Genomic DNA, 20,491 nt, shown 5'->3' with positions numbered 1-20,491 from the left:
CACCCCATCCACGGAAGGACCACTCCACCATGACCACGATCGCAGTTCTCGGAAACGGCCGCGTCGGCGGCAACCTCGCCCGGGCCCTCCTCCGAGCAGGCCACCAGGTGACCGCTGTGGACCGTGAACCGGGCGCCGCCGCCGACGCCGCTCGCGCGGCCGATGTCGTCATCAACGCCACCCCCGGCGCCGGCTCGCTGGAGCGGCTGACCGACCTGCGCGAGGAACTGCGCGGCAAGATCCTCGTCGACGTCTCCAACGCCACCACCGACGGCCCCGACGGTCTGCCCGCCGACCTGATCCACCCCGGCTCCAGCCTGGCCGAGCTGCTCCAGGAAGCGCTCCCCGACACGTCCGTCGTCAAGACGCTCAACACGATGCTCTTCCCGGTGATGACCGCACCCGCCTCGCTCGCCCAGGCCCCGACCGTCTTCCTCTCCGGCGAGGACCAGCAGGCGAAGCGGACCGTCCACGCCCTGCTCACCGACCTCGGCTGGCAGCCGGAGTGGATCACCGACCTCGGGGGCATCCGGACCGCCCGTGCCACCGAGGCCGCGATCCTGTTCGTCCCCCACGTCATCCGCTCCAGCGGATTCGCGCCCTTCGCCATCTCGATCAGCCGCTGAGCTCGCGCAGCGACTCCAGCAACCGACCCGGGGGAAGCACGCGGTGAACCAACAGGGGCCGACGCACCGCCTGGTGCGAGCGCGTCCACCGCCCGTGGCACGAACACCCCTCCTCGGCGAGGGCCCAGCACCCCGAGCCGACCCGGCACCTCCCTCATCCGCCGTCCACGACGAGCGGTGTGACGGACCATCGGTTCGGCCGGCCGGGCGGCGCCGCGAGAGCAGGAGGGGGTTCGGTCGTGGTGAGGTGCCGCGTGCGGCGCCGGCCGACCTGGGCACTCGCAGCCGTGGCGGCGGTGCTGTCGGGGGCAACGGCGCTCCGCACGACCCCGGCGGGCACGGCGACGGATCCGCCGGACAGTCCGGCAGCGCAGTCCCTGTCCAAGACCGCCGCGCCGGCCGATGCCGCGTCGTTCGCCGCAGGACGGACCGTCACCGGGTGTGCGGGGTGGGCCGCCACCGGTGCCCGGCCTGCACACCCGGCCGGTTGCCGACCGGTCACGATCACCTCCTGTGGCACGGCTCTGTTCGAGGCAGGTGGAGAGATCACCAGCTCACGCCTGCGGTTGCGGCCTCCCCCAGTGGTGGGCGGGTGAGTCGAGGCGAACGTCCGCGCTCCGTGGTCGAGTTCAACGCGAAGCGGGGGCAGGGGGTCGGGCCACGGGTGCGATGAGCGACACCGCCCGGAAACCCGCTGTGGCCGGTGACGATCCCTTGACTCGCGCCCGAGGGGCGCTGCTGCCGGGCAGGGCGATGGCCCGATGCCGCACCGCCGCCCACTGCCTGTCTGCCGTGGCGGTAGCCATCGGCGATAGGTTGGCGTGATGGGGACTACGTGGGAGGTCCGTCCGTTCGAGCCGGCGGATGCGCCCGAGGTGACCGGATTGCTGCACCGCGCCTACCGTGAACTCGGCGTTGCGGGGCTGAATTTCACGGCGGTGGACCAGAGCGAGGCGGTGACGCTGCGCAGGTCGTCGGCCGGGGCGTCGTGGGTGCTGGTGCATCAGGGGCGGATCGTGGCGACCAGCACGGTGTCGCTGCCGCCGGAGGACGGCCTGCGGGGTCTGACGGCGGAGGCGCGCGCACCGGATCGCGCCTGGCTCAACCAGCTCGCGGTCGACCCCGACCGGCGCGGCGAGGGACTGGCGAGGCTGCTGCGCGACACCGGGTTCGACTGGGCCCGCCGAGCGGGGGCGACCTCGGTCGGGCTGGACACCGCGCGACCGGCCGAGCGCTTGGTCCGGCTGTACACCGCCTGGGGGTTCACGGTGGCCGACGAGGTCCAGTGGCCGGGTAAGACGTATCGGAGCGTGGTGATGACCCGCCCACTGTGAACGTCGCGGTTCGGTCGGGTCAGGTCGGCGGGGGATGCGGCGGCGCCGCTCCGAGGCGGATGTGCGTCGGAGCGGCGCCGGGGAGCCGATCGGCCGTAGCCGGGTCAGAGCGAGAGGGAGATCTCGGTCGACTTGATCAGGGCGACGACCGGGGTGCCGGCCGCCAGGCCGAGGGCCTCGACGGCGTCCTTGGTGATGGCGGCGGTGAGCTCGCCGCCCTGGACGTCGACCTTGACCGAGCCCATGGCGCCGCCGGTGGCGACGTCGGTGACGGTGCCGGCGATCTGGTTGCGGATCGAGATGCCCTCGACGGCGGCGGTGGCGAGGGAGACCTCGGTCGACTTCACCAGCGCCTTCACGGCCGTGCCCTCGGCGATGCCGAGGTCCTTCACCGCATCGGTGGTGATCGCGGCGGTGATGTCCTGACCGCCCGTCAGCCGGACCCTCACCGTGGACATCGCCTCACCCGAGGTGACGGAAGTGACGGTACCGGGGATCTGGTTACGGATGCTCAGGCTCATGGGGGGTCACGCCTCACTCGGGTCGGTCGGAATTCGCGGCTGTCGGGCCGCCACCAGTCACGCTAACCGCGCGCACCGGCCGCCGCAGACAGCCCCTCGCATGCGCCAGGGCGGAGGGGCCGGATGCGTCGCATTTTCGTCCCGGCCGAATGTCACAAGAATGGGGGACTTCAGGCCTTCCATTTCAGGGCTTCCGACAACCCGGGCAAGATCCTCATCTGATATGTAGACGTGCGGCAGAATTGCAAATGCCCGCTTTTCATCCCTAATGTGCCGCACATGCAGCACTACACCGTGGGCCAGGCCGCACGCGTGCTCGGGGTCAGCCCCGACACGGCCCGACGCTGGGCGGATGCCGGTCGCCTCGCCACCCAGCGCGAAGGGCCCGAGGGAGCCGGGCGCCGTCTCATCGACGGCCGGGACCTGGCGGCCTTCGCCGCCGACCTCGCACAGCGCATCCCGGCGGAGGATCCACCGGTCCACAGTTCGGTCCGCAATTCCTTTCCCGGGATCATCACGGCCGTGAAACTCGGCGACGTCGCGGCCCAGGTCGAAATCCAGGCCGGCCCCCACCGCCTGGTCTCCCTGCTCACCCGCGAGGCCGCTGAGGAACTCGGACTGGAAGTCGGAATGCAGGCGACCGCCCGGGTGAAATCCACCAGCGTCCACATCGACTGCCCCTGACCCCCGCTCCGCACACGGTCAGTCCACCCCCGCGCGCACCTCTGCCCCCACCCCTTCAGGAGATCTCCGCCATGCCCACCGTCCTCACCCCCCGTCGTACCGCCGCCGGACTGCTCGCCGGTGGCCTGGTGATCACCGCGATCACCGGATGCTCCAGCGACAGCAGCTCCGGCACCACCTCCGCCTCCGCGTCGTCCTCGTCGGTGCCGTCGGCGAACCTGACGGTCCTGGCCGCCGCGTCGCTGACCGACGTGTTCAAGACCGCGGGCGCCGCGTACGAGAAGGACCACCCGGGCACCAAGGTGAACTTCTCCTTCGCCGGCTCCCAGGAGCTCGCCGCCCAGGTCAAGCAGGGCGCGCCCGCCGACGTCCTGGTCACGGCCGACACCAAGACCATGGACGGCCTCAAGGCGGAGACCGGCGACCCGAGGATCATCGCGAAGAACCGCCTGGTGATGGTGGCGGGCAAGGACAACCCGTTCAAGATCGCTTCGTTGAAGGACCTGGCGGACTCCAAGATCAAGGTGGTGCTCGCCGCTCCCGAGGTGCCCGTCGGCCGCTACAGCCAGCAGGTCCTGGCCGCCCAGAACGTCACCGTCAAGCCGGTCTCCCAGGAACCCAACGTGCGCGCGGTGCTCTCCAAGGTCGAGCTCGGTGAGGCGGACGCCGGCATCGTCTACGCCACCGACGCGGCCACCGCGAAGGACAAGGTCTCCACCATCGACATCCCGGACGACCAGAACGCGGTCGCCTCCTACCCCGCGGCCAGCCTGAAGGCGTCGAAGAACGCGGCAGCGGCAGACGCGTTCGTGGCCTGGCTCGCCACCCCCGAAGCGCAGAAGTTCCTGCGCGACGCGGGCTTCCAGCAGCCCTAGCCGCACCGCGCCGGTGCGCTCTCCCCCGTGCGGAGTGCACCGGCCGCCCCGCGCCGTACGCGGCTGCCGCGCTGCCGCTACCGACACCGCTCCCGCTCCGATGTCTGCCGAGGACCCCGTCGTGAAGCTGCCTGGCCGCCGGGTCTCCGGCGCGCGCCCCTCCCTCGTGCTGGCCGTCCCGGCCCTGCTGGCGGTGGCGTTCCTGCTGGTTCCGCTGGCCGGGATCCTGGCCCGCACCCAGTGGAGTGCACTCGGCGAGCACCTCACCAGTCCGCCCGTGGTGGAGGCCCTGAAGCTCTCCCTCCTGGTCTCCTTCTCCGCGCTCGGACTCTCGCTACTGCTCGGTGTGCCGCTGGCGTGGCTGCTCGCCCGGGTCGACTTCCCCGGCAAGACCCTGGTCCGCTCCCTGGTCCTGCTGCCGATGGTGCTGCCACCCACCGTCGGCGGTGTCGCCCTGCTGCTCGGCTTCGGCCGTCGCGGCCTGCTCGGCCCCTGGCTGGAGTCCACCTTCGGCATCGTGCTGCCCTTCCACACCTCCGGTGCGATCCTGGCCGCCACCTTCGTCGCGATGCCGTTCCTGGTGATCAGCCTCGAAGGCACCCTGGCCGGCCTCAAGCCCGCCTACGAGGAGACCGCCTCCTCGCTCGGCGCCTCCCCGGCCCGGGTGTTCTTCACCGTCACGCTGCCGATGGTCGCCCCCGGGGTGGCGGCGGGTGCCGCGCTCTCCTGGGCCCGCGCGCTCGGCGAGTTCGGCGCCACCATCACCTTCGCCGGCAACCTGCCCGGCGCGACCCAGACCCTCCCGCTCCAGGTCTACCTCCTGCTCCAGGACTCCCCCGAGGCCGCCACCTCCGTCTCGCTGCTCCTGCTGGCCATCGCGATGGCCGTCCTCATCGGCCTGCGCGGGCGCTGGACCGGCTCCACCAGCCGCCCCCGCCACACCAGCCGGCCCGAACCGGCTGCCGCGACTCTCACCACCGCCGAGCCTCCGGTCGTCCTCGACAAGGGCCGGCCGTGGCCGATGCACGCCGAGGTCACCGGCTTCAACCGGCTCACGCTGGACGCCGAACCGGGGACGACCATCGCGGTGGTCGGCGAGAACGGCGCCGGCAAGACCACCCTGCTGCGCGCCCTGCTCGGCCTCACCCCCCGCGCCCACGCCGAACTCCGGCTCGGCGACCTCGACGTCACCGCCCTCCCCCCGCACAAGCGCCACGTCGCCTGGGTCCCCCAGGCCGGCGCGCTCTTCCCCCACCTGAGCGCCCTGGCCAACACGGCCTACGGTCTGCGCGCCCACGGCACCCCCAAGGCCCGCGCCCGGCAGGAGGCCCAGCACTGGCTGGAGCGCCTCGGCGTCGGCCACCTCGCCCACCGCAAGCCGCACCAGCTCTCCGGGGGCCAGGCCCAACGCGTCGCCCTGGCAAGGGCCTTGGCCGCCCGCCCCCGTCTGCTCCTGCTGGACGAGCCGCTCGCCGCCCTCGACCAGACCACCCGGGCCCACGTCCGCCACACCCTGCGCCGCCACCTCGCCGGCTTCGGCGGCGTCTGCCTGATCGTCACCCACGACCCCGTCGAAGCCGTGTCGCTCGCCGACCGGGTGCTGGTCCTGGACGGCGGCCGTGCCCTCCAGGACGCCGCGCCCGCCGAGGTCACCCGCCACCCGCGGTCCGCCTGGGTGGCCCGGATGCTGGGCCGCAACGCCTGGCCCTGCACCGCCACCCGGGACGGCCTCCGGCTGGACGGCGGCGGCACGCTGATCGCCGCCGACCCGCTGCCCGCAGGGGCCTCGGCGCTGGCGATCATCACCCCGGAGTCCGTCTCCCTGCACACCGAGCGGCCCACCGGCAGCCCCCGCAACGTCTGGCCGGCCACCGTCCGCGAGATCACCGTGGTCGGCAGCCGCCTGCGCGTCCTGCTGACCTCCGGTCAGATCCCGGACCTGGTCGCGGAGATCACCCCGCAGGCCGCCGCCGATCTCGCTCTCGGCGACGGCAGCGAGGTCTTCGCCAGCCTGAAGGCGACCGAGGTCACCCTGGTCGAGCTCTGAGCGGCAGATCGGGCCGGATACGATCCGATCATGATCAACCTTCGTGCCCGCACCCTGGTCCTCGACATCGACGGCACCCTCTGCTTCGACGGCCGCACCATCGACGCACGCATCCTGACGGCCCTTCAGGACTGCGAACGCGCCGGCCACGCGCTGGTGTTCGCCTCGGCCCGGCCCGTGCGCGACCTGCTGCCCGTCCTCGGCGGCGCCTTCCCCGACGCGACCCTGATCGGCGGCAACGGCAGCCTCGTCTCGGTCGACGGCCAGGTGCGGGCCCGGGCCGCCTTCGACCCCGACGCGCTCGCCCGGCTGACCGACGTGGTGGCCCGCTTCGAGGGCACCTACCTGGCCGACGGCCCCTGGGACTACGCCTACACCGGCCCGGCCGGCCATCCGATCCTCGGCCGCGTCGACCAGGGAGTTCTCGCCGCCCGGGTCGGGCTCGCCGAACTGCCGCAGGTGGTCAAGTTCCTCGTCGTCGGCGCCACCGACCTCGCCGCCCTCGCCGACGCCGCCCGCACGCTCGGCTTCACGCCGAACCACCACCTCGACGAGGCCATCCTCGACTTCGCCCCCGGCACCACCACCAAGTGGAGCGCCCTGCGGGACCTCGGCATCACCGAGTACGCCGCCTTCGGCAACGACATCAACGACCTCGACCTGCTGCGCAACGCGCGCCACGCGGTCCGCGTCGGTGCCCACCCCGGCCTGGACGGCATCGCCCACGTCACCGTCCCCGCCGAGCCGGCGGAGGTCGCTGCCGAGATCGCCCGGCTCGCGGTGGCCACCACCGTGTGACCGTCCGGGCGGTGTGCCCGGCCGGCCGGTCCCCGGGCGGTGTCCCCGGCCGGCCGGTCCCTCGGGTGGTGTCCCCAACCGTTCGGTCCTCCCGCGGGTCCGCCCTCTCGATCGGTCAGCCGAGGTCGAGCAACTGCTCGTGGAAGCCGCCGAAGCCGCGCTCGGCGTCCACCAGGTGCACCTCCAGGATCCAGTGGCAGCGGCGGCCGGCCCGGTCGGTGCGGTGCATCGCGGTGGTGTTGCCCGGCGCGATGTAGGACTCGATCTCGGCGGCGTCGATCCGCTCGTGCGGGAACTCGCCGACCAGGTGCCCGGCGTGGCCGGAGCCGCCGAGCGTCCAACCCGCCGCGTGCGCCAGGCGGGTGATCTCGGCGTGCAGTTGGGCACCGGTGATGTCGGGGCGGTCGGCGAAGTAGCGGCGGCCGGCCTCGAAGACCACGGGCAGGTCCGCCGCCAGGCGCAGCTTGCCGGGGTCGGTGCCGAGGACGAAGGTGCGGCCGAGGTCGGCCTCGAACTCCTCGAAGATCGGGCCGAAGTCGGCGAAGGCGATGTCGTCCGCCTCCAGGATCCGGTCCGGCGGGTTCTCGGTGTAGGGGAAGAGGGTGTGCGGGCCGGAGCGGACGATCCGCTTGTGCCAGTGCCAGGTGGTGCCGAACAGTTCGTTCGCCAGGTCGCGGATGGCGTTGCTAACGGTCTGTTCGCTCACCCCGGCCGCCACGATCCCGCGCGCGGTGACCTCCTCGAACAGGATCTCGGCCTTCTCCTGGGCCTCGATCAGACGCCGGGCCCGGAAGTCCTCCGCCGTCGCGGTGTCGATGTAGACCCACGCCCGCTTCCCCGAGCGCAGCTCGGCCTTGATGCGCAGGTAGTCCTCGACCTCGTACCGGTCGGCGGCCTCCAACTCGGCGGCGGTGAGGGTCAGGACGGTGCCCTCGATCGCGTCGGCGGGATCGTCCGAGCGCACGGCCAGCGGGTGGCGGTCGGTGCCGCTGTCGGCGATCACCGCCGGGTCGGTGATCAGCACCTCATCCAGCCGGAAGCCCGTCAGGGCGTCCGCGTGCCCGGCGAGTTCACGGCCGAACCGGGCGAGCTGCACCTGCGGCAGCCTGAGCGTGCCGTACGAGAACAACAACTGGTCGGCCATGCGATCCCCCACTGGGTGCGGTACGAACGCAAGGGGTTGTTCCTCCTTGCATATACAAGGATAATGGTTGACTCCTTCTCTCATATCCGACACCTGGCCGCAGGCGGCACAGGTCGTCCCGGGGTCCTCACAGCCGCCCGGACGCGCAGTGCGGGCGGTGTAACCGGGGCGACGTGATCTTCGCAGCCGTGCGCAACACGCCCTTCCTAGCGTGAGGGCCCGACGGCGTGCCGATCGGTGCGAGGAGCGGGGTGCGGGCCCCGCCGGGTGGAGGGGTGGCGCGTGGGCGCAAGCGGCAACGACACGGCCAGGACGGTCTGTTCGTACTGCGGGGTCGGGTGCGGAATCGTCCTCGACCTCAGGACCGGTGCCGACGGACGTCGGACGGTGGCCAAGGTCTCCGGCGACAAGGAGCACCCGGCCAACGGCGGTCGCCTGTGCACCAAGGGCGCCACCCACGCGGACCTGCTCGCCGCCCCCGGCCGCCTGGAGAGCGCCCTGGCGCGCGCGAGCCGGGGCGAGCCCGCGGTGCCGGTGGACGTGGACGAGGCGGTGGCCACCGCCGGCGCCCGGCTGCGGGCGGTGCTGGACGAGCACGGGCCGGACGCGCTCTCGCTCTACGTCTCGGGGCAGATGTCGATCGAGGCCCAGTACCTGGCCAACAAGCTCGCCAAGGGCTTCTGGCGGACCAACAACATCGAGTCCAACTCGCGCCTGTGCATGGCCAGCGCGGGCACCGGCTACAAGCTCTCGCTCGGCGCGGACGGCCCGCCCGGCTCCTACGAGGACTTCGAACGCGCCGACGTGTTCTTCGTGATCGGCGCCAACATGGCCGACTGCCACCCGATCCTGTTCCTGCGGATGACGGACCGGATCAAGAACGCCGGTGCCAAGCTCATCGTCGTCGACCCCCGCCGCAACGCGACCGCCGACAAGGCGGACCTGTTCCTGCAGATCCGGCCCGGCACCGACCTGGCCTTGCTGAACGGCCTGCTCCACCTGCTGGTCGAGAACGGCCACACCGACCCCGGCTTCATCGCCGAGTACACCGACGGCTGGGGCGAGATGCCCGCCTTCCTCGCCGACTACCCGCCTGCCACCGTCGCGGAGATCACCGGCATCCCCGAAGCCGACATCCGCCGGGCCGCGCGGTGGATCGGCGAGGCGGGCGAGTGGATGAGCTGCTGGACCATGGGCCTCAACCAGTCCACCCACGGCACCTGGAACACCAACGCCCTGGTCAACCTGCACCTGGCCACCGGCGCGATCTGCCGCCCCGGCTCCGGGCCGCTGTCGCTGACCGGGCAGCCGAACGCGATGGGCGGCCGGGAGATGGGCTACATGGGCCCCGGCCTGCCCGGTCAGCGCTCGGTGCTGGTCGACGCGGACCGGGCCTTCGTCGAGGAGCTCTGGGGCATCGAGCAGGGCTCGCTGCGCACCGACGTCGGCCGCGGCACGGTCGAGATGTTCGAGCAGATGGCCGCCGGGGCCATCAAGGCGTGCTGGATCATCTGCACCAACCCCGTCGCCTCCGTCGGCAACCGCGCGACGGTCATCCAGGGCCTGGAGGCCGCCGAACTCGTCATCACCCAGGACGTGTTCACCGAGACCGAGACCAACGCGTACGCGGACCTGGTCCTGCCGGGGACGCTGTGGGCCGAGTCCGACGGCGTGATGATCAACTCCGAGCGGAACCTCACCCTGGTGCCCGGTGTCGTCACCCCGCCCGGACAGGCCACCCCCGACTGGCAGTTGATCGCCCGCGTCGCCTGCGCGATGGGCTACACCGACGCCTTCACCTACGCCAGCGCCGAGGAGGTGTTCGACGAGCTGCGCCGGGCCTGGAACCCCAGCACCGGCTGGGACCTGCGCGGAGCCGGCTACCCGCAGCTGCGCGAGGGTCCGGTCCAGTGGCCCGCCGCCCCGGGAGCAGCCGCGCGCAACCCCATCCGCTACCTCAACGACGGAGTGAGCCAGACCCTGGTCGAGCGCCCCGACGGCACCCGACCCCGGCTGGTCTTCCCCACCGCGAACGGCCGGGCGCGGTTCTTCGCACGCCCCCACCTGCCGGCCGCCGAACTCCCCGACGACGACTACCCGTTCGTCCTGAACACCGGCCGTCTCCAGCACCAGTGGCACACCCTCACCAAAACCGGCAAGGTCGCCAAGCTCAACAGGCTCAACCCCGGCCCGTTCGTCGAGATCCACCCCGAGGACGCCCAGCGCCTGGGCGTCGCCGGCGAGGACCACCTCGAAATCGCCTCCCGCCGGGGCCGCGCCGTACTGCCCGCCGTGGTCACCGACCGGGTCCAGCCCGGCAGTTGCTTCGCCCCGTTCCACTGGAACGACCTGTTCGGCGAGTACCTGTCCATCAACGCCGTCACCAACGACGCGGTCGATCCCCTGTCCCACCAACCCGAGTTGAAGGTCTGCGCGGTCGCCCTGCGCGTGGTGCCGGCCCCGGCTCCGACCCCGGCCCCGAAGGAAGGCACCCTCGTGCCGGGCAGCGCCCACCCCGAAGCTCCCGGCCACCCGCAGTCCCCGGCCGTTCCCGTCCCGCACCGGGCCGCGGCCCTTCCCGTCGGCGACGACACCGTCACTGCCCTCGCCGCCCTGTTCGGCATCCCCGACCTCACCCCGCCCGCCCTCGCCGACACCGAGCGCCGCTACCTCGCCGGGTACCTCTCCGGGATGGCCGCCGCCCCGGCCGGCGGAGTCCCGCTGCTGCCCGCCGACGCCCCGTTCGCCCCGGCCACCTCCCTGTGGGTCGACGGCGTGCTGGCCGGCGCGTTCTCCCGTACCACCGTGTCCGCCGCGCCAGGGCGGCCCGCGCTCACGGACCCGGCAGCCGCACCGACGAACGGCCCCGCTGCCACGCCCTCCCGGCAGTTGCTCGTCGCCTGGGCCTCCCAGACCGGCAACGCCGAGGACTACGCCACCACGGCAGCGGCCCGCCTCACCACCGCCGGCCGTACCGCCACCCTGCTCCCCATGGCCGACACCTCTCCGGAACGGCTCACCGCCGACACCGACCTGCTCCTCATCACCAGCACCTTCGGCGACGGCGAAGCACCCGACAACGGCACCGACTTCTGGCGCGCGCTGACCGCCGACGGCGCACCCCGGCTGGACGGCGTGCGGTACTCGGTACTGGCATTCGGCGACTCCGCCTACGACGACTTCTGCGGCCACGGCCGCCGCCTCGACGAACGGCTCGCCGCACTCGGCGCCACCCGCCTGTGCCCGCGCACGGACTGCGAACCCGACTTCGACGACAGCGCGGCCCACTGGCTCGACCAGGTCACCGCAGCCCTCACCACACCCGCCGAGCACGAGGCCGTCCCCGCCCTGGCCTCCGTCTCCTCCCACGCGGGCCCCGCCGCCACCGCCCCGGCCGCCCGCACCACCGCGACGGTCGTCCGGCCCACCGCACCCACCGGGCCCACCGGGCCCACCGGGCCCACCGGGCCCACCAAGGCGTCCCCCTTCACCACGCTCCTGATCGGCAACCGGGTACTCAGCCTCCCCGGATCGGAGAAGGAGGTGCGGCAGTTCTCGTTCGACACCCGCGACGGCGAGCTCGCCTACGAGGCGGGCGACGCCCTCGGCGTCTGGCCCGTCAACGGGGGCGAACTCGTCACCGAATGGCTCACCCTGACCGGCGCCGACCCCGGGGACATCGTCAGCCTGCCCGGCGACGGGGACCTCCCCTTCGCCGAGGCACTGCGCACCCGCCTCGACATCGCCCGCATCACCCCCGACCTGCTCCGATTCGTCGCCGAACGCACCGACCACCGCGACCTCAAGCGACTCCTGCGCCCCGACAACAAGGACGAACTGGCCAAGTGGAGTTGGGGCCGCCAGGCCGCCGACCTGCTCGGCACCTTCCCCGTCCGCGCCTCCGCCACCGAGTGGGCCGGCGTCCTGAAGCGGCTCCAGCCCCGCCTCTACTCGATCTCCTCCAGCCCGCTCGCCCACCCGAGCGAGGTGCGCCTGACCGTGTCGGTGGTCCGCTACACCAACGACCGCGGCCGGGACCGCAGGGGCGTCTGCTCCACCTACCTCGCCGACTGCGCCGACGACGGCCCGGTGCAGGTCTTCGTCCAACGCTCCCCGCACTTCAAGCCCCCCGCCGACCCCACCACCCCCATGATCATGGTCGGCCCCGGCACCGGTGTCGCGCCGTTCATCGGCTTCCTCGAAGACCGCACCGCCCGCGGACACACCGGCCCCAACTGGCTGTTCTTCGGCGAGCAGCACCAGGCCACCGACTTCTACTACCGCCAGGAACTCCAGGAGTACCAGGCCGCCGACTACCTCGACCGCCTCGACCTCGCCTTCTCCCGCGACCAGCGCAACAAGGTCTACGTGCAGGACCGCATGCGCGAACACGGCTCGCAGCTCTGGCGCTGGCTCCAGGACGGAGCCCATTTCTACGTCTGCGGCGACGCCGGCCGCATGGCCAAGGACGTCGACCGGGCCCTGCGCGACATCGCCACCACCCACGGCGGCCTCGCCCCGGACGCCGCCACCGCCTACGTCCGCCAACTGGCCGCGGACAAGCGCTACGTACGCGACGTCTACTGAGCAGCGCGCGGCTCCGGCCGAAGGTGACGGCCTGGAGCCCGGGAATGAGGCGGAGTTCGAGCTGTGCCTGACGGGCGGTGGCGCGGTCGGTGAGCCGGTAGAGGGTCGGGGGTCCGCCCGGGGCCGCAGCTCGTCGCGACCGCCGCCCTCCCCCACGTGCTCGTGCTCCCGCCTGACGCTCCCTCAACGGCCCTTCCTGCCCAGCACGGTGAGCCGCCGCCGACGCCCCGTCCAGGCTGAAACACCGTGACCCGGCCCAACCCGGAACCGGCGAGGGGAGGACATGACGGCGACCGTGCGCAGCGCGATCCGGCGGGCGTTGATCTACATCCGGGTCAGCACCACCATCGACAGCCGCCGGCTCCCCCGCTACTCCGTGAGCGGCTACACGGCAATGCCCCTACTGTCGCGGCGCGATGCAGCCCCTCCTGCGTGCCAGGAAGAGACGCCGCCCACCCGTCAACAGCCGACCCTGCCCCTTCGACGTCACGTGGCGCTGCCGCACCCGAGCCGAACTCGGCCACTGCCCCAGTCCGGCTACGGCAACCTCCCACACGTTGAAGAAAACCGCCTCAACCGGCCGACCCAGCAAGCCGACGCACCCGCGCCCGGCCCGGACCATGCTGGTCCCACGTCCCGATCCGCGACAGGTGCGTCCTGGACCACGCCCCGCACCGGTTCCCCGACGGAACGACCCGGGGAGAGACCGACCCGAAGATCGTCGGAGGGACATACGATGCGCGAGGACCAACCACCAGGACGGGGGCACGACATGAGCCGCGACCCGGCGCCGAACCCCGCGAGGGCCCTGCTCGCGATCAGCCCCGACGGGAACCTGGTCGCCGAGGTCGCAGATGGCGCCTGCCAGGTGTGGCTCCGCCCGACCGGGAGGACGGTCGCATCCCCCGCAACGGGTGCGGAACCGACCGCCCTGGCGTTCTCCGAGGACAGCGCAGTACCCGTCCTCGCGCTGGGCGACGCTGCGGGCGGGGTTCACACCTGGTCGCCGGGGGACGGCCTCGTGCACCAGCACACCGGCCACAGCGCACGGGTCACCGCCCTCGCGTTCGGGGGTGGGGGGCTGTTGCTCTCGGGCGACGCGGACGGCTCCGTGACGGTGTGGAACACCCGAACGCGCCTGGCCGAACACCGGATCGACCTCGACCTCCGTGAGCCGTTCGGGACGCAGGTCTCAGCGCTCGCGGTACGGGCGGACGGCAGGTTCGCCGCCGTCACGGCGGGCGGCCGGTTGTTCCTCGGCCCCGACCGGACGCCGACCGCCGTGCACCAGGCTGCCGAAGTCCCGGCGAAGGCGGTGTCCGTCTCCTTCGCCGCACGAGCCGACGTCCTGCTGACGGTCGGCGGGGGCACGGCGCAGCTGCGCGACCCCGCAGACGGCCGCGACCGGGCGCTGCTCGCCGGCCACCCTCAGCTGGTGCTCGCCGGCGCGGTCGCTCCGGACGGGGCCCGGGCCGTGACCGGCGGGCTCGATCGGTTGGTATGGGTGTGGGAGACCGCCACCGCCAAGGTCCTGCACGCGCTGGACGACCTCAACGGCTGGGTCCTCGCGCTGCGTTTCGTCGCCGACGGCGCCCAACTCGTCGCCGGGGACGGCGACGGCGAGGTCTGCCTCTGGGACGTGCGGACGGGTGCGCTGCTGGCCCGCTCGCACCGCCTGGGATCACGCGCGGCGCCCAGGCACCTCGCGACCCCGCCCCGGGAGGGGTGGGAGCAGGAGGCCGCGCGCCACGCGTGGTCACGCATCGCCTGCTGCTGCCCCCGCGGGGCCCGTCACGTGCCGGACGACTTCGCCCGGCTGGTGGCGGCCCGCACGCCCGAGGAGGCGTCGGGCCGCGGCCTCGCGAACGACGTCGAGTCCCGGGGGTTCCTGTCGGAGGCGGCGCTGCCGTTGGCCTCGCTGCTCCTCCTCGCGCTGGAGCGGGAGCCCCTGTCGGCCCCTGCCCGGTTCCAGGTCCTCGACCTGCTGATGGCGTGCGTCGAGGGTGAGGCAGACTTCAGCGCCTCGGCGAGCGGGCACCCCGACATCGACGAGGAGTGCTGCGACGCCGTCCGGCGCGGGATCCCGCTCTTCTACCGGGAGCTGATGGCCGAGAGCACGCCGGGCGGCTCCGAACGCGCCTTCTACATCCTTCGGGCACTGGGCGAGGACACTGAGCACCTGGAGAACGTCCGGAAGCGCTCCGGGAGTTGAGGAACCGCCCCGGATCAGCACCCGGGTCTGGCGGGTGGACGCGCGTGCGTCCGCCGCCAGGCCCGGTCCGTCCCGGCGCATCCGCGAGGTCGTGCAGGCGTCGCTCGTACTCGGCCTGGCGCTCGCGGTCGGTGGCGTCGGGCATCTCGCCCAGGACCTGGCCGGCCACCGCGCCTCGAGTCGACCGGCGGTCCTCCGGACGCGACTCACGGGTCACAGTCCCGGCCGGAGCCCCGGCGGATCCCGTCGTCGCACGCCCCGTGGCCGCAGCACCGGGCCGGTTCTGACCACACCGTTGGAGCCGGTGGTTCAGCGCGGCGGGGTGGGGGTGTCGATCTCGGCCCAGACCGTCTTGCCCCAGGGCTGGGGGGTGGCACCCCAGCGGTCGCAGGTGCGGGCGACGACGATGAGGCCGTGGCCTCCGGGGTGGGCGGGCTGGTGGGGTTCGCGCGGGGCGGGCAGGAACACCGAGGCGTCGTTGACCTCGATGCGCAGCCGGTGCTCGTCGGCGTGGAGGAGGAGGTCGAGGGGGCCGCCGCCGTGGAGTGTCGCGTTGGCGATGAGTTCGGCGACCAGCAGCTGGACGTCGTCCGGCTCGGGCCATGCCCAGTCGGTGAGGGCGGTGCGGGTGTATTCGCGGGCGAGGGCGACGGGGCGGTGGCGGCCGGAGAGTGGGAGGCGGCGGCGCTGGCCGCCAGGTGGCAGGGTGGGCAGCGGGCGTGGGGGCTGGTGGCCGTTCAGGGCTTGGCGGGGGGTGCTCATGCGGTCAGCCCTTCGTGGCAGAGGTGGTCGCAGGTTGTGCGCCTGCCCGCTGTGGTGCGGCTGATACGCGCGGGCACCCTGTTGGTCCTGTCACCAAACCGCACGTGGTGGAGGTCGGGGTCACGGGGTGTGGGCGAGGGCGGCCCGCACGGTGGGGTGGACGTCGAAGGCGGCGTCGGCGCCGGTGATCTCCAGCAGTCGGCGCACGGGCCGGGAGATCGCGGCCAGGCGCAGTTGGGCGCCGGCGGCGAGGGCGTCGGCGCGGACCTTGAGGAGGAGGTTGAGGCCGGAGGAGTCGCAGAAGGTGACGTGTTCGAGGTCGGCGACGACGACCTGGTTGTCCCAGAAGGCGCGCTCCAGTGCGGCCTTGGCGGGGGCGAGGGTTTCGACGTCGAGGTCGCCGGTAATGGTGACCACGGTGTGGTCGGCTGCGGGGATCACGTCGACGTGCAGGTCCGGGTCGCCGTACGGGCCGGCCGGGCTCGTGGTGGCGGGTGTGGTCGTGTCGTCGTGCGCGGTCATCGTCATCCCCTCCTGAAGCTCGGGTCGGTGCGGTGAGCACACTCGCGGGGCTGGGGCCCGGCGATCTCGCCGGGCCCCAGCCCCGCAGGCATGCTGGTCAGGCTGCTTCCAGACCCTCGCGGAGCCGGGTGAGGGTGCGGGACAGCAGGCGGGAGACGTGCATCTGGGAGAGGCCGAGGCGTTCGCCGATCTGGGACTGCGTCATCTCCTGGGTGAAGCGCATGGAGAGGATGAGGCGCTCGCGCTCCGGGAGGGCGGCGATCAGCGGCCGCAGCGAGACCAGGTTCTCCACCAGGTCGAAGCGGTCGTCGGTGTCGCCGAGGCCGGCGGCGAGCGCGCCCGGGCCCTCCTCGTCATCCCCGGTCGGCGGGTCCAGGGAGTCGGTGGTGTGGGCGTTGGCGGCGTTCAGCCCCTCAATGACCTCTTCCTGGGAGAGATCGACGTGGGCGGCGAGTTCGGCGACCGTCGCCGAGCGGTCGAGCTTCTGGGAGAGCTCGTCCTGGGCCTTGGCCAGGGTCAGGCGCAGTTCCTGCAGGCGACGGGGGACGTGGACGGCCCAGGTGGTGTCGCGGAAGTGGCGGCGGATCTCGCCGAGGATGGTGGGGACGGCGAAGGTGGTGAACTCCACGCCACGCTCGGGGTCGAAGCGGTCGATGGCCTTGATCAGGCCGACCGAGCCGACCTGCATCAGGTCCTCGGTGTTCTCGCGGTGGGAGCCGAAGCGGCGCAGGACGAAGCGCACCAGGGAGAGGTTGAGCTCCACCAGGGAGGCGCGGACGTAGGAGTACTCGCGGGTGCCCTCCTCCAGCGCGGCGAGCCGCACGAGCAGCACTCGGGTCATGTCGCGGGCGTCGGTGGGGGCGACCTGCCGCAGTTTGTCGATCCCCTCCAGCTCCGGCGCCACGTCGAAGGACCGGGCAGGCAGGGCAGCCACCTCCGCCTCGGCGGCGGTGCAGGCATCCTGGCGGAGTTCGTCACTGGCCACAGCCATGTCGGTCCCTTTCTACGAGCTGCAACGGTCCGTACTCGGCTACCCCCCTTTCCGGATCGTACGCACTCTTTTGCCAGTGCGTGCTCGGAGAGATGGGCGCCGTCTGCCTGTGCCCGCCGGGAGGCGCGCTTCTGCGTGCTGTCGCGCTGGTCCGCTCGCCGTCCCCGTCGCCGAAGCCGTCCAGCTCCCAGGTGCTTGCAGAACGGACGATGGGCGCGTCGTAGGTCCAACCGGTCCCCCACCCGCACGGCCCCCTGCGGGCAGACGGCAAGGCCTTGGAGCTGTGCGGCGAGCCGGCCTGTGACGTCCATCCCGACTCCTGCCGTCGAGGCCGCGTGCTGCCCTTCTGGCTGCCGCCCATGCCGCGGACCTCGATGCGACGAGTCCGGCCGATCACCAGCTGGAGGACGGTCCCTCTGGCCTCCGAAGCGAGGGGAACGAGGTGTGCTGCGGGGGTCACGCGCGGTCGGTGCGAGGGAAGACGTACTCGTCGAGGACGAGGCCGAGTGCCACCGCGGCGGGGACCGCGACCAAGGCTCCCACCAGGCCGAGGAGCGCCCCGCCGACCAACACGGCCACCACGGTGACGATCGGGTGCACGTCCACCACGAACTTCATCGCCCTGGGCATGATCAGGTAGTCCTCGAGGAGTCGGAACGCGATGTAGAAGCCGGCGGTCGCCAGCGCGACGGGCACGGAGACGGTCAGCGCGACCAGGCTGACCACGATGCCGCCGATGGTGGAGCCGACCATCGGGACCATGTCCATCACCGCCACGAAGACTCCGAGGGCGCCGGCGTAGGGGACGCCGGTGGCCGCGCACCAGACGAAGGTCGCCACTCCCGCGAGGGCCGAGGTCACCAGGTTGCCGAGCATGTAGCGGCCGGTTCGGCCGAGGATCTCCTCGGTGATCCGCTCCACCTCCGGGCGTCGACTGTTGGGGACGAACCGGTAGCAGAACGTCTTGATGGCAGGCAGGGCCGCCATCACGTACAGGGTCACGCTGATCACGATCACGGCGGCTGTCACGGTGCTCACCAGGAGGCGTCCCGCTCCGAGGACTCCCCCGAACACTCCCGAGGTCGAACCGGCGTCGCTCAACTGCGATTTGGCCCGTTCGACCAGGTGGTAGTGGTCCTCGATCCGGCCCAGCGTCGACTGGTGGTCGTGCACCTGCTGGAGCCAGCCCGGGACGGCCGCGACGAAGGCGCTCACCTCCTCGCTGACCGGAGGGATGACCACCGCCAGCACCCCGGCCAGCACCCCGGTCAGACCGATGGCGACGACCGTCACCGACCAGGCGCGGCGCAGTCCGCAGCGTTCCAGCCAGGCGACCAGCGGCTCCAGGCTCACAGCGATGAACACGGACAGGAGCAACAGCGTGAGCAGCGAGCTGAGTTGGAGGACCGCGTCGACCAGGTGCCAGGCGAGCAGCGCGCCGAGGGCGACCGCGAAGCCGAGGCCGAACCACGACTTTGCTCTGAGTATCCGGCGGCCCGTGGCCGGTGGCCGCGTGCGGGGACCGGCGGCGCGTCGTGTGGGAGTCAGGACGGGGACGGGAGCGTCCTCGGGCGCTGCGGGCTCCAAAGTTCCTCCTTCGGGCTGCTTGTGTGCGGGGAGACACTCGTGTGCTGCCTACACGCGAGTGGACAGTCACGTGAGACAGGGCGGCGGACCGGGAGAGGCCGATGACGGCGTTCGGATACCCCCACGACGCGGGGTGATGCCCGGCGGCACCGGCGCCGGACCGAGCCCGGTGGCCCCGTGAGCCGGGACCTCGCCGTCAGCCCTGGCGGGCCCTGTCGGACGCGGAACAGGACCGCCCGGTCACGCGCCCCCGGCGTTGGCCGGCGGGTGTCCGCAGCCGCGTGGGGTGAGGGTGGAGTCCTGGGGTAGCCGGGACGTCAAGGACACCACGACCGGAAATCCCGCCGACGACGGCGGACGGTCAGGGCCCGGCCGTCGGGCCGGCCGCGTCCCGCCGCGAGCACCGCCCGCACTTCGGGCACTGACCGGCCGGGCGCCGAGCGGACCGGTGACGACGCAGAGCCGCGCCCCGGGCGCGGACACGACCGAAAGGGTAGGAGCATGAGCGACACGGGCATGGGAGACGACGTCTACCAGCCGACCGACGGCATGGAGGAGCAGGCCGATGCCGCTCCGCTGGACCTCGACGACGCGGTGGACGAGCCGGACCAGGACGACCTGCTCGACCAGGGCTACTCGCCGCCCGAGCGCCCGCTGGGCCTGGGCAAGCCGGGGCTGACGCCCGCCGAACAGCAGGCCGGCGAGACACTGGACCAGCGCCTCGCCCAAGAGGTCCCGGACGTCGGGGCCGACCCCGGCGACGGCATCGGCGATCTGCCGGGCGGGGACGGCGAACCGATCGACCCGTCGGCCGCAGGAGGCCGCAGGGCAGGCCGCCTGGTCGCCCCCGACGAGGGCGTGCGTGCCGACACCGAGAAGGACATGGTGGCCGCCGATGTCGGCATCGACGGGGGCGCCGCAGGAGCCGAGGAGGCCGCCGTCCACCTGATCCCCGACGACCCCGATGAACGCTGACCACGCCCCGCCGGCACCGGCGGCTGCCGAGGGCCGCAGTGACCCTCGGCAGCCCGTGTACCGCCACCGCAGGAGGACGCCCCGTCCACCGACGACAGCACTGACGTTCGCGGAAAGAGCTGGCCTCCGGAGAAGTAGACCGCCCGCGACGGTGCCTCACGCCGATCCGGCTGGGATCGAGGCGGGCGCGGGCCGTGGTCGGCTACCAGCGGAAGATCCGCCCGATCAAGAAGCCGAGCACGCACTGCACCATCAGGGCCACCAGCACGAGTGGCCATGCTCCCCACGCTGTCCGGACTTCCGGCGGCTCGGGGATGGAGATCCCGGCGGTCGTGCTGCTCTCGCCGTCCGGAGTCTCCTCTGGCGGGACCGCGGCAGGGGCAGGCTCGTCGATCACGCTCAGAACCTGCTCACGCTCCTGTTCCAGCTCGCCGCTACCGGGTCCGCTCTCGTCGCGGGCGTAGCGGAACGCGCCATCGTGGGTGAAGAACCGACACGGTACGGCCTGCTCTGGAGAGCTGCATCAGCCCCGCGCCACTGTCGACCGCGGACTCGGCCCGCCAGATCACCTGCCAGCCCGCGGCCGCGTCCCGCCCTCCGACCAGTACCTGCTCGGCGCTCCAGCGGACCGGCTGCCCCGTGTCCTCGTTCGCAGATTCGGCCTCCTGCGGCGGGGCGGGTCGTTGTGCTCGGACATCGCGGCCTCTTCGTTGTCCCTCTCGGAGCTGGAGGTGTGGTGTCCGGCGCCGAGGGCTGGTGCGGCGTCTACTACCCTCCAGATCCGAGCATGCCCTCGAAGGGCGCCGGAACTGTCGTGTCCCCGGCT

Annotated in this window: 16 protein-coding genes and 1 pseudogene; 9 read left to right on the top strand and 8 right to left on the bottom strand. The window is 72.6% G+C overall.

Annotated elements, in window-relative coordinates; translation table 11 throughout:
• Positions 1–29 precede the first annotated feature (29 nt).
• Positions 30–626, top strand: a complete 597-nt coding sequence (locus tag ACIRBX_RS22420; RefSeq protein WP_402298841.1) for an NADPH-dependent F420 reductase — start codon at positions 30–32, stop codon at positions 624–626.
• Between the two features lie 824 nt (positions 627–1,450).
• Positions 1,451–1,960, top strand: a complete 510-nt coding sequence (locus ACIRBX_RS22415) for a GNAT family N-acetyltransferase (protein WP_402298840.1) — start codon at positions 1,451–1,453, stop codon at positions 1,958–1,960.
• Between the two features lie 104 nt (positions 1,961–2,064).
• Here ACIRBX_RS22415 and ACIRBX_RS22410 read toward each other — a convergent pair whose 3' ends face one another.
• Entirely contained in the window at positions 2,065–2,481 is a 417-nt protein-coding gene (locus tag ACIRBX_RS22410; RefSeq protein ID WP_402298839.1) for a molybdopterin-binding protein, read from the bottom strand.
• Between the two features lie 279 nt (positions 2,482–2,760).
• Here ACIRBX_RS22410 and ACIRBX_RS22405 point away from each other — a divergent pair, with 279 nt between their 5' ends.
• The 4 genes from ACIRBX_RS22405 to ACIRBX_RS22390 all read left to right on the top strand — a co-directional run bounded on the left by ACIRBX_RS22405 (position 2,761) and on the right by ACIRBX_RS22390 (position 6,885).
• Positions 2,761–3,165 (top strand): molybdopterin-binding protein, encoded by a 405-nt coding sequence (locus ACIRBX_RS22405; protein ID WP_402298838.1) that lies wholly within the window; start codon positions 2,761–2,763, stop codon positions 3,163–3,165.
• Between the two features lie 71 nt (positions 3,166–3,236).
• Complete coding sequence (gene modA / locus ACIRBX_RS22400; protein WP_402298837.1) at positions 3,237–4,040, top strand: molybdate ABC transporter substrate-binding protein; 804 nt, start codon at positions 3,237–3,239, stop codon at positions 4,038–4,040.
• A 121-nt stretch (positions 4,041–4,161) separates the two neighbouring features.
• Complete coding sequence (locus ACIRBX_RS22395; RefSeq protein ID WP_402298836.1) at positions 4,162–6,087, top strand: ABC transporter permease; 1,926 nt, start codon at positions 4,162–4,164, stop codon at positions 6,085–6,087.
• A 30-nt stretch (positions 6,088–6,117) separates the two neighbouring features.
• Positions 6,118–6,885, top strand: a complete 768-nt coding sequence (locus tag ACIRBX_RS22390; RefSeq protein WP_402298835.1) for an HAD family hydrolase — start codon at positions 6,118–6,120, stop codon at positions 6,883–6,885.
• A 115-nt stretch (positions 6,886–7,000) separates the two neighbouring features.
• Here the strand turns inward: ACIRBX_RS22390 and ACIRBX_RS22385 are convergent, their stop codons facing one another.
• Together ACIRBX_RS22385 and ACIRBX_RS22380 are read right to left on the bottom strand one after the other, a co-directional pair.
• Positions 7,001–7,702: a M24 family metallopeptidase gene (locus ACIRBX_RS22385; RefSeq protein ID WP_402299218.1), complete on the bottom strand. Its 702-nt coding sequence runs from the start codon at positions 7,700–7,702 to the stop codon at positions 7,001–7,003.
• Positions 7,703–7,708: 6 nt separating this feature from the next.
• Positions 7,709–8,029: pseudogene (locus tag ACIRBX_RS22380) on the bottom strand (gamma-glutamylcyclotransferase family protein); the annotation flags it as partial.
• A gap of 267 nt (positions 8,030–8,296) precedes the next feature.
• Between ACIRBX_RS22380 and ACIRBX_RS22375 the strand changes: the two are divergent.
• Both ACIRBX_RS22375 and ACIRBX_RS22370 read left to right on the top strand, forming a co-directional pair.
• Positions 8,297–12,616, top strand: a complete 4,320-nt coding sequence (locus ACIRBX_RS22375; protein ID WP_402298834.1) for a molybdopterin-dependent oxidoreductase — start codon at positions 8,297–8,299, stop codon at positions 12,614–12,616.
• Positions 12,617–13,388: 772 nt separating this feature from the next.
• On the top strand, positions 13,389–14,828 hold the full coding sequence (locus ACIRBX_RS22370) for a WD40 repeat domain-containing protein (protein WP_402298833.1): 1,440 nt from the start codon (positions 13,389–13,391) through the stop codon (positions 14,826–14,828).
• 309 nt (positions 14,829–15,137) lie between these two features.
• Here the strand turns inward: ACIRBX_RS22370 and ACIRBX_RS22365 are convergent, their stop codons facing one another.
• The 4 genes from ACIRBX_RS22365 to ACIRBX_RS22350 all read right to left on the bottom strand — a co-directional run bounded on the left by ACIRBX_RS22365 (position 15,138) and on the right by ACIRBX_RS22350 (position 18,690).
• Positions 15,138–15,590: an ATP-binding protein gene (locus ACIRBX_RS22365; protein ID WP_402298832.1), complete on the bottom strand. Its 453-nt coding sequence runs from the start codon at positions 15,588–15,590 to the stop codon at positions 15,138–15,140.
• Between the two features lie 120 nt (positions 15,591–15,710).
• Positions 15,711–16,112: an STAS domain-containing protein gene (locus tag ACIRBX_RS22360; RefSeq protein ID WP_402298831.1), complete on the bottom strand. Its 402-nt coding sequence runs from the start codon at positions 16,110–16,112 to the stop codon at positions 15,711–15,713.
• Positions 16,113–16,209: 97 nt separating this feature from the next.
• Positions 16,210–17,103, bottom strand: coding sequence for an RNA polymerase sigma factor SigF (locus tag ACIRBX_RS22355; RefSeq protein WP_402298830.1), 894 nt, complete (start codon positions 17,101–17,103; stop codon positions 16,210–16,212).
• Positions 17,104–17,559: 456 nt separating this feature from the next.
• Positions 17,560–18,690, bottom strand: a complete 1,131-nt coding sequence (locus tag ACIRBX_RS22350; RefSeq protein WP_402298829.1) for an AI-2E family transporter — start codon at positions 18,688–18,690, stop codon at positions 17,560–17,562.
• Positions 18,691–19,191: 501 nt separating this feature from the next.
• Here ACIRBX_RS22350 and ACIRBX_RS22345 point away from each other — a divergent pair.
• A complete protein-coding gene (locus tag ACIRBX_RS22345) occupies positions 19,192–19,665 on the top strand; it encodes a DUF5709 domain-containing protein (RefSeq protein ID WP_402298828.1) in 474 nt (157 codons plus the stop codon).
• Positions 19,666–19,867: 202 nt separating this feature from the next.
• Here ACIRBX_RS22345 and ACIRBX_RS22340 read toward each other — a convergent pair whose 3' ends face one another.
• Positions 19,868–20,062, bottom strand: coding sequence for a DUF6480 family protein (locus ACIRBX_RS22340; RefSeq protein WP_402298827.1), 195 nt, complete (start codon positions 20,060–20,062; stop codon positions 19,868–19,870).
• Positions 20,063–20,491: the final 429 nt, after the last annotated feature.

This window comes from Kitasatospora sp. NPDC096147, assembly GCF_044763225.1.
GTDB lineage: Bacteria > Actinomycetota > Actinomycetes > Streptomycetales > Streptomycetaceae > Kitasatospora.
The sequence above is the reverse complement of the archived record's forward strand: the minus strand, read 5'-3'. Positions and strand labels throughout refer to the sequence as shown.

Excerpts from the sequence above, each read along its gene's own strand:
- ACIRBX_RS22420 (WP_402298841.1), top strand. The coding sequence starts at position 30 with ATGACCACGATCGCAGTTCTCGGAAACGGCCGCGTCGGCGGCAACCTC.
- ACIRBX_RS22360 (WP_402298831.1), bottom strand. The coding sequence starts at position 16,112 with ATGACCGCGCACGACGACACGACCACACCCGCCACCACGAGCCCGGCC.
- modA (WP_402298837.1), top strand. The coding sequence starts at position 3,237 with ATGCCCACCGTCCTCACCCCCCGTCGTACCGCCGCCGGACTGCTCGCC.
- ACIRBX_RS22410 (WP_402298839.1), bottom strand. The coding sequence starts at position 2,481 with ATGAGCCTGAGCATCCGTAACCAGATCCCCGGTACCGTCACTTCCGTC.
- ACIRBX_RS22365 (WP_402298832.1), bottom strand. The coding sequence starts at position 15,590 with ATGAGCACCCCCCGCCAAGCCCTGAACGGCCACCAGCCCCCACGCCCG.
- ACIRBX_RS22345 (WP_402298828.1), top strand. The coding sequence starts at position 19,192 with ATGAGCGACACGGGCATGGGAGACGACGTCTACCAGCCGACCGACGGC.
- ACIRBX_RS22370 (WP_402298833.1), top strand. The coding sequence starts at position 13,389 with ATGAGCCGCGACCCGGCGCCGAACCCCGCGAGGGCCCTGCTCGCGATC.
- ACIRBX_RS22415 (WP_402298840.1), top strand. The coding sequence starts at position 1,451 with ATGGGGACTACGTGGGAGGTCCGTCCGTTCGAGCCGGCGGATGCGCCC.
- ACIRBX_RS22405 (WP_402298838.1), top strand. The coding sequence starts at position 2,761 with ATGCAGCACTACACCGTGGGCCAGGCCGCACGCGTGCTCGGGGTCAGC.
- ACIRBX_RS22390 (WP_402298835.1), top strand. The coding sequence starts at position 6,118 with ATGATCAACCTTCGTGCCCGCACCCTGGTCCTCGACATCGACGGCACC.
- ACIRBX_RS22355 (WP_402298830.1), bottom strand. The coding sequence starts at position 17,103 with ATGGCTGTGGCCAGTGACGAACTCCGCCAGGATGCCTGCACCGCCGCC.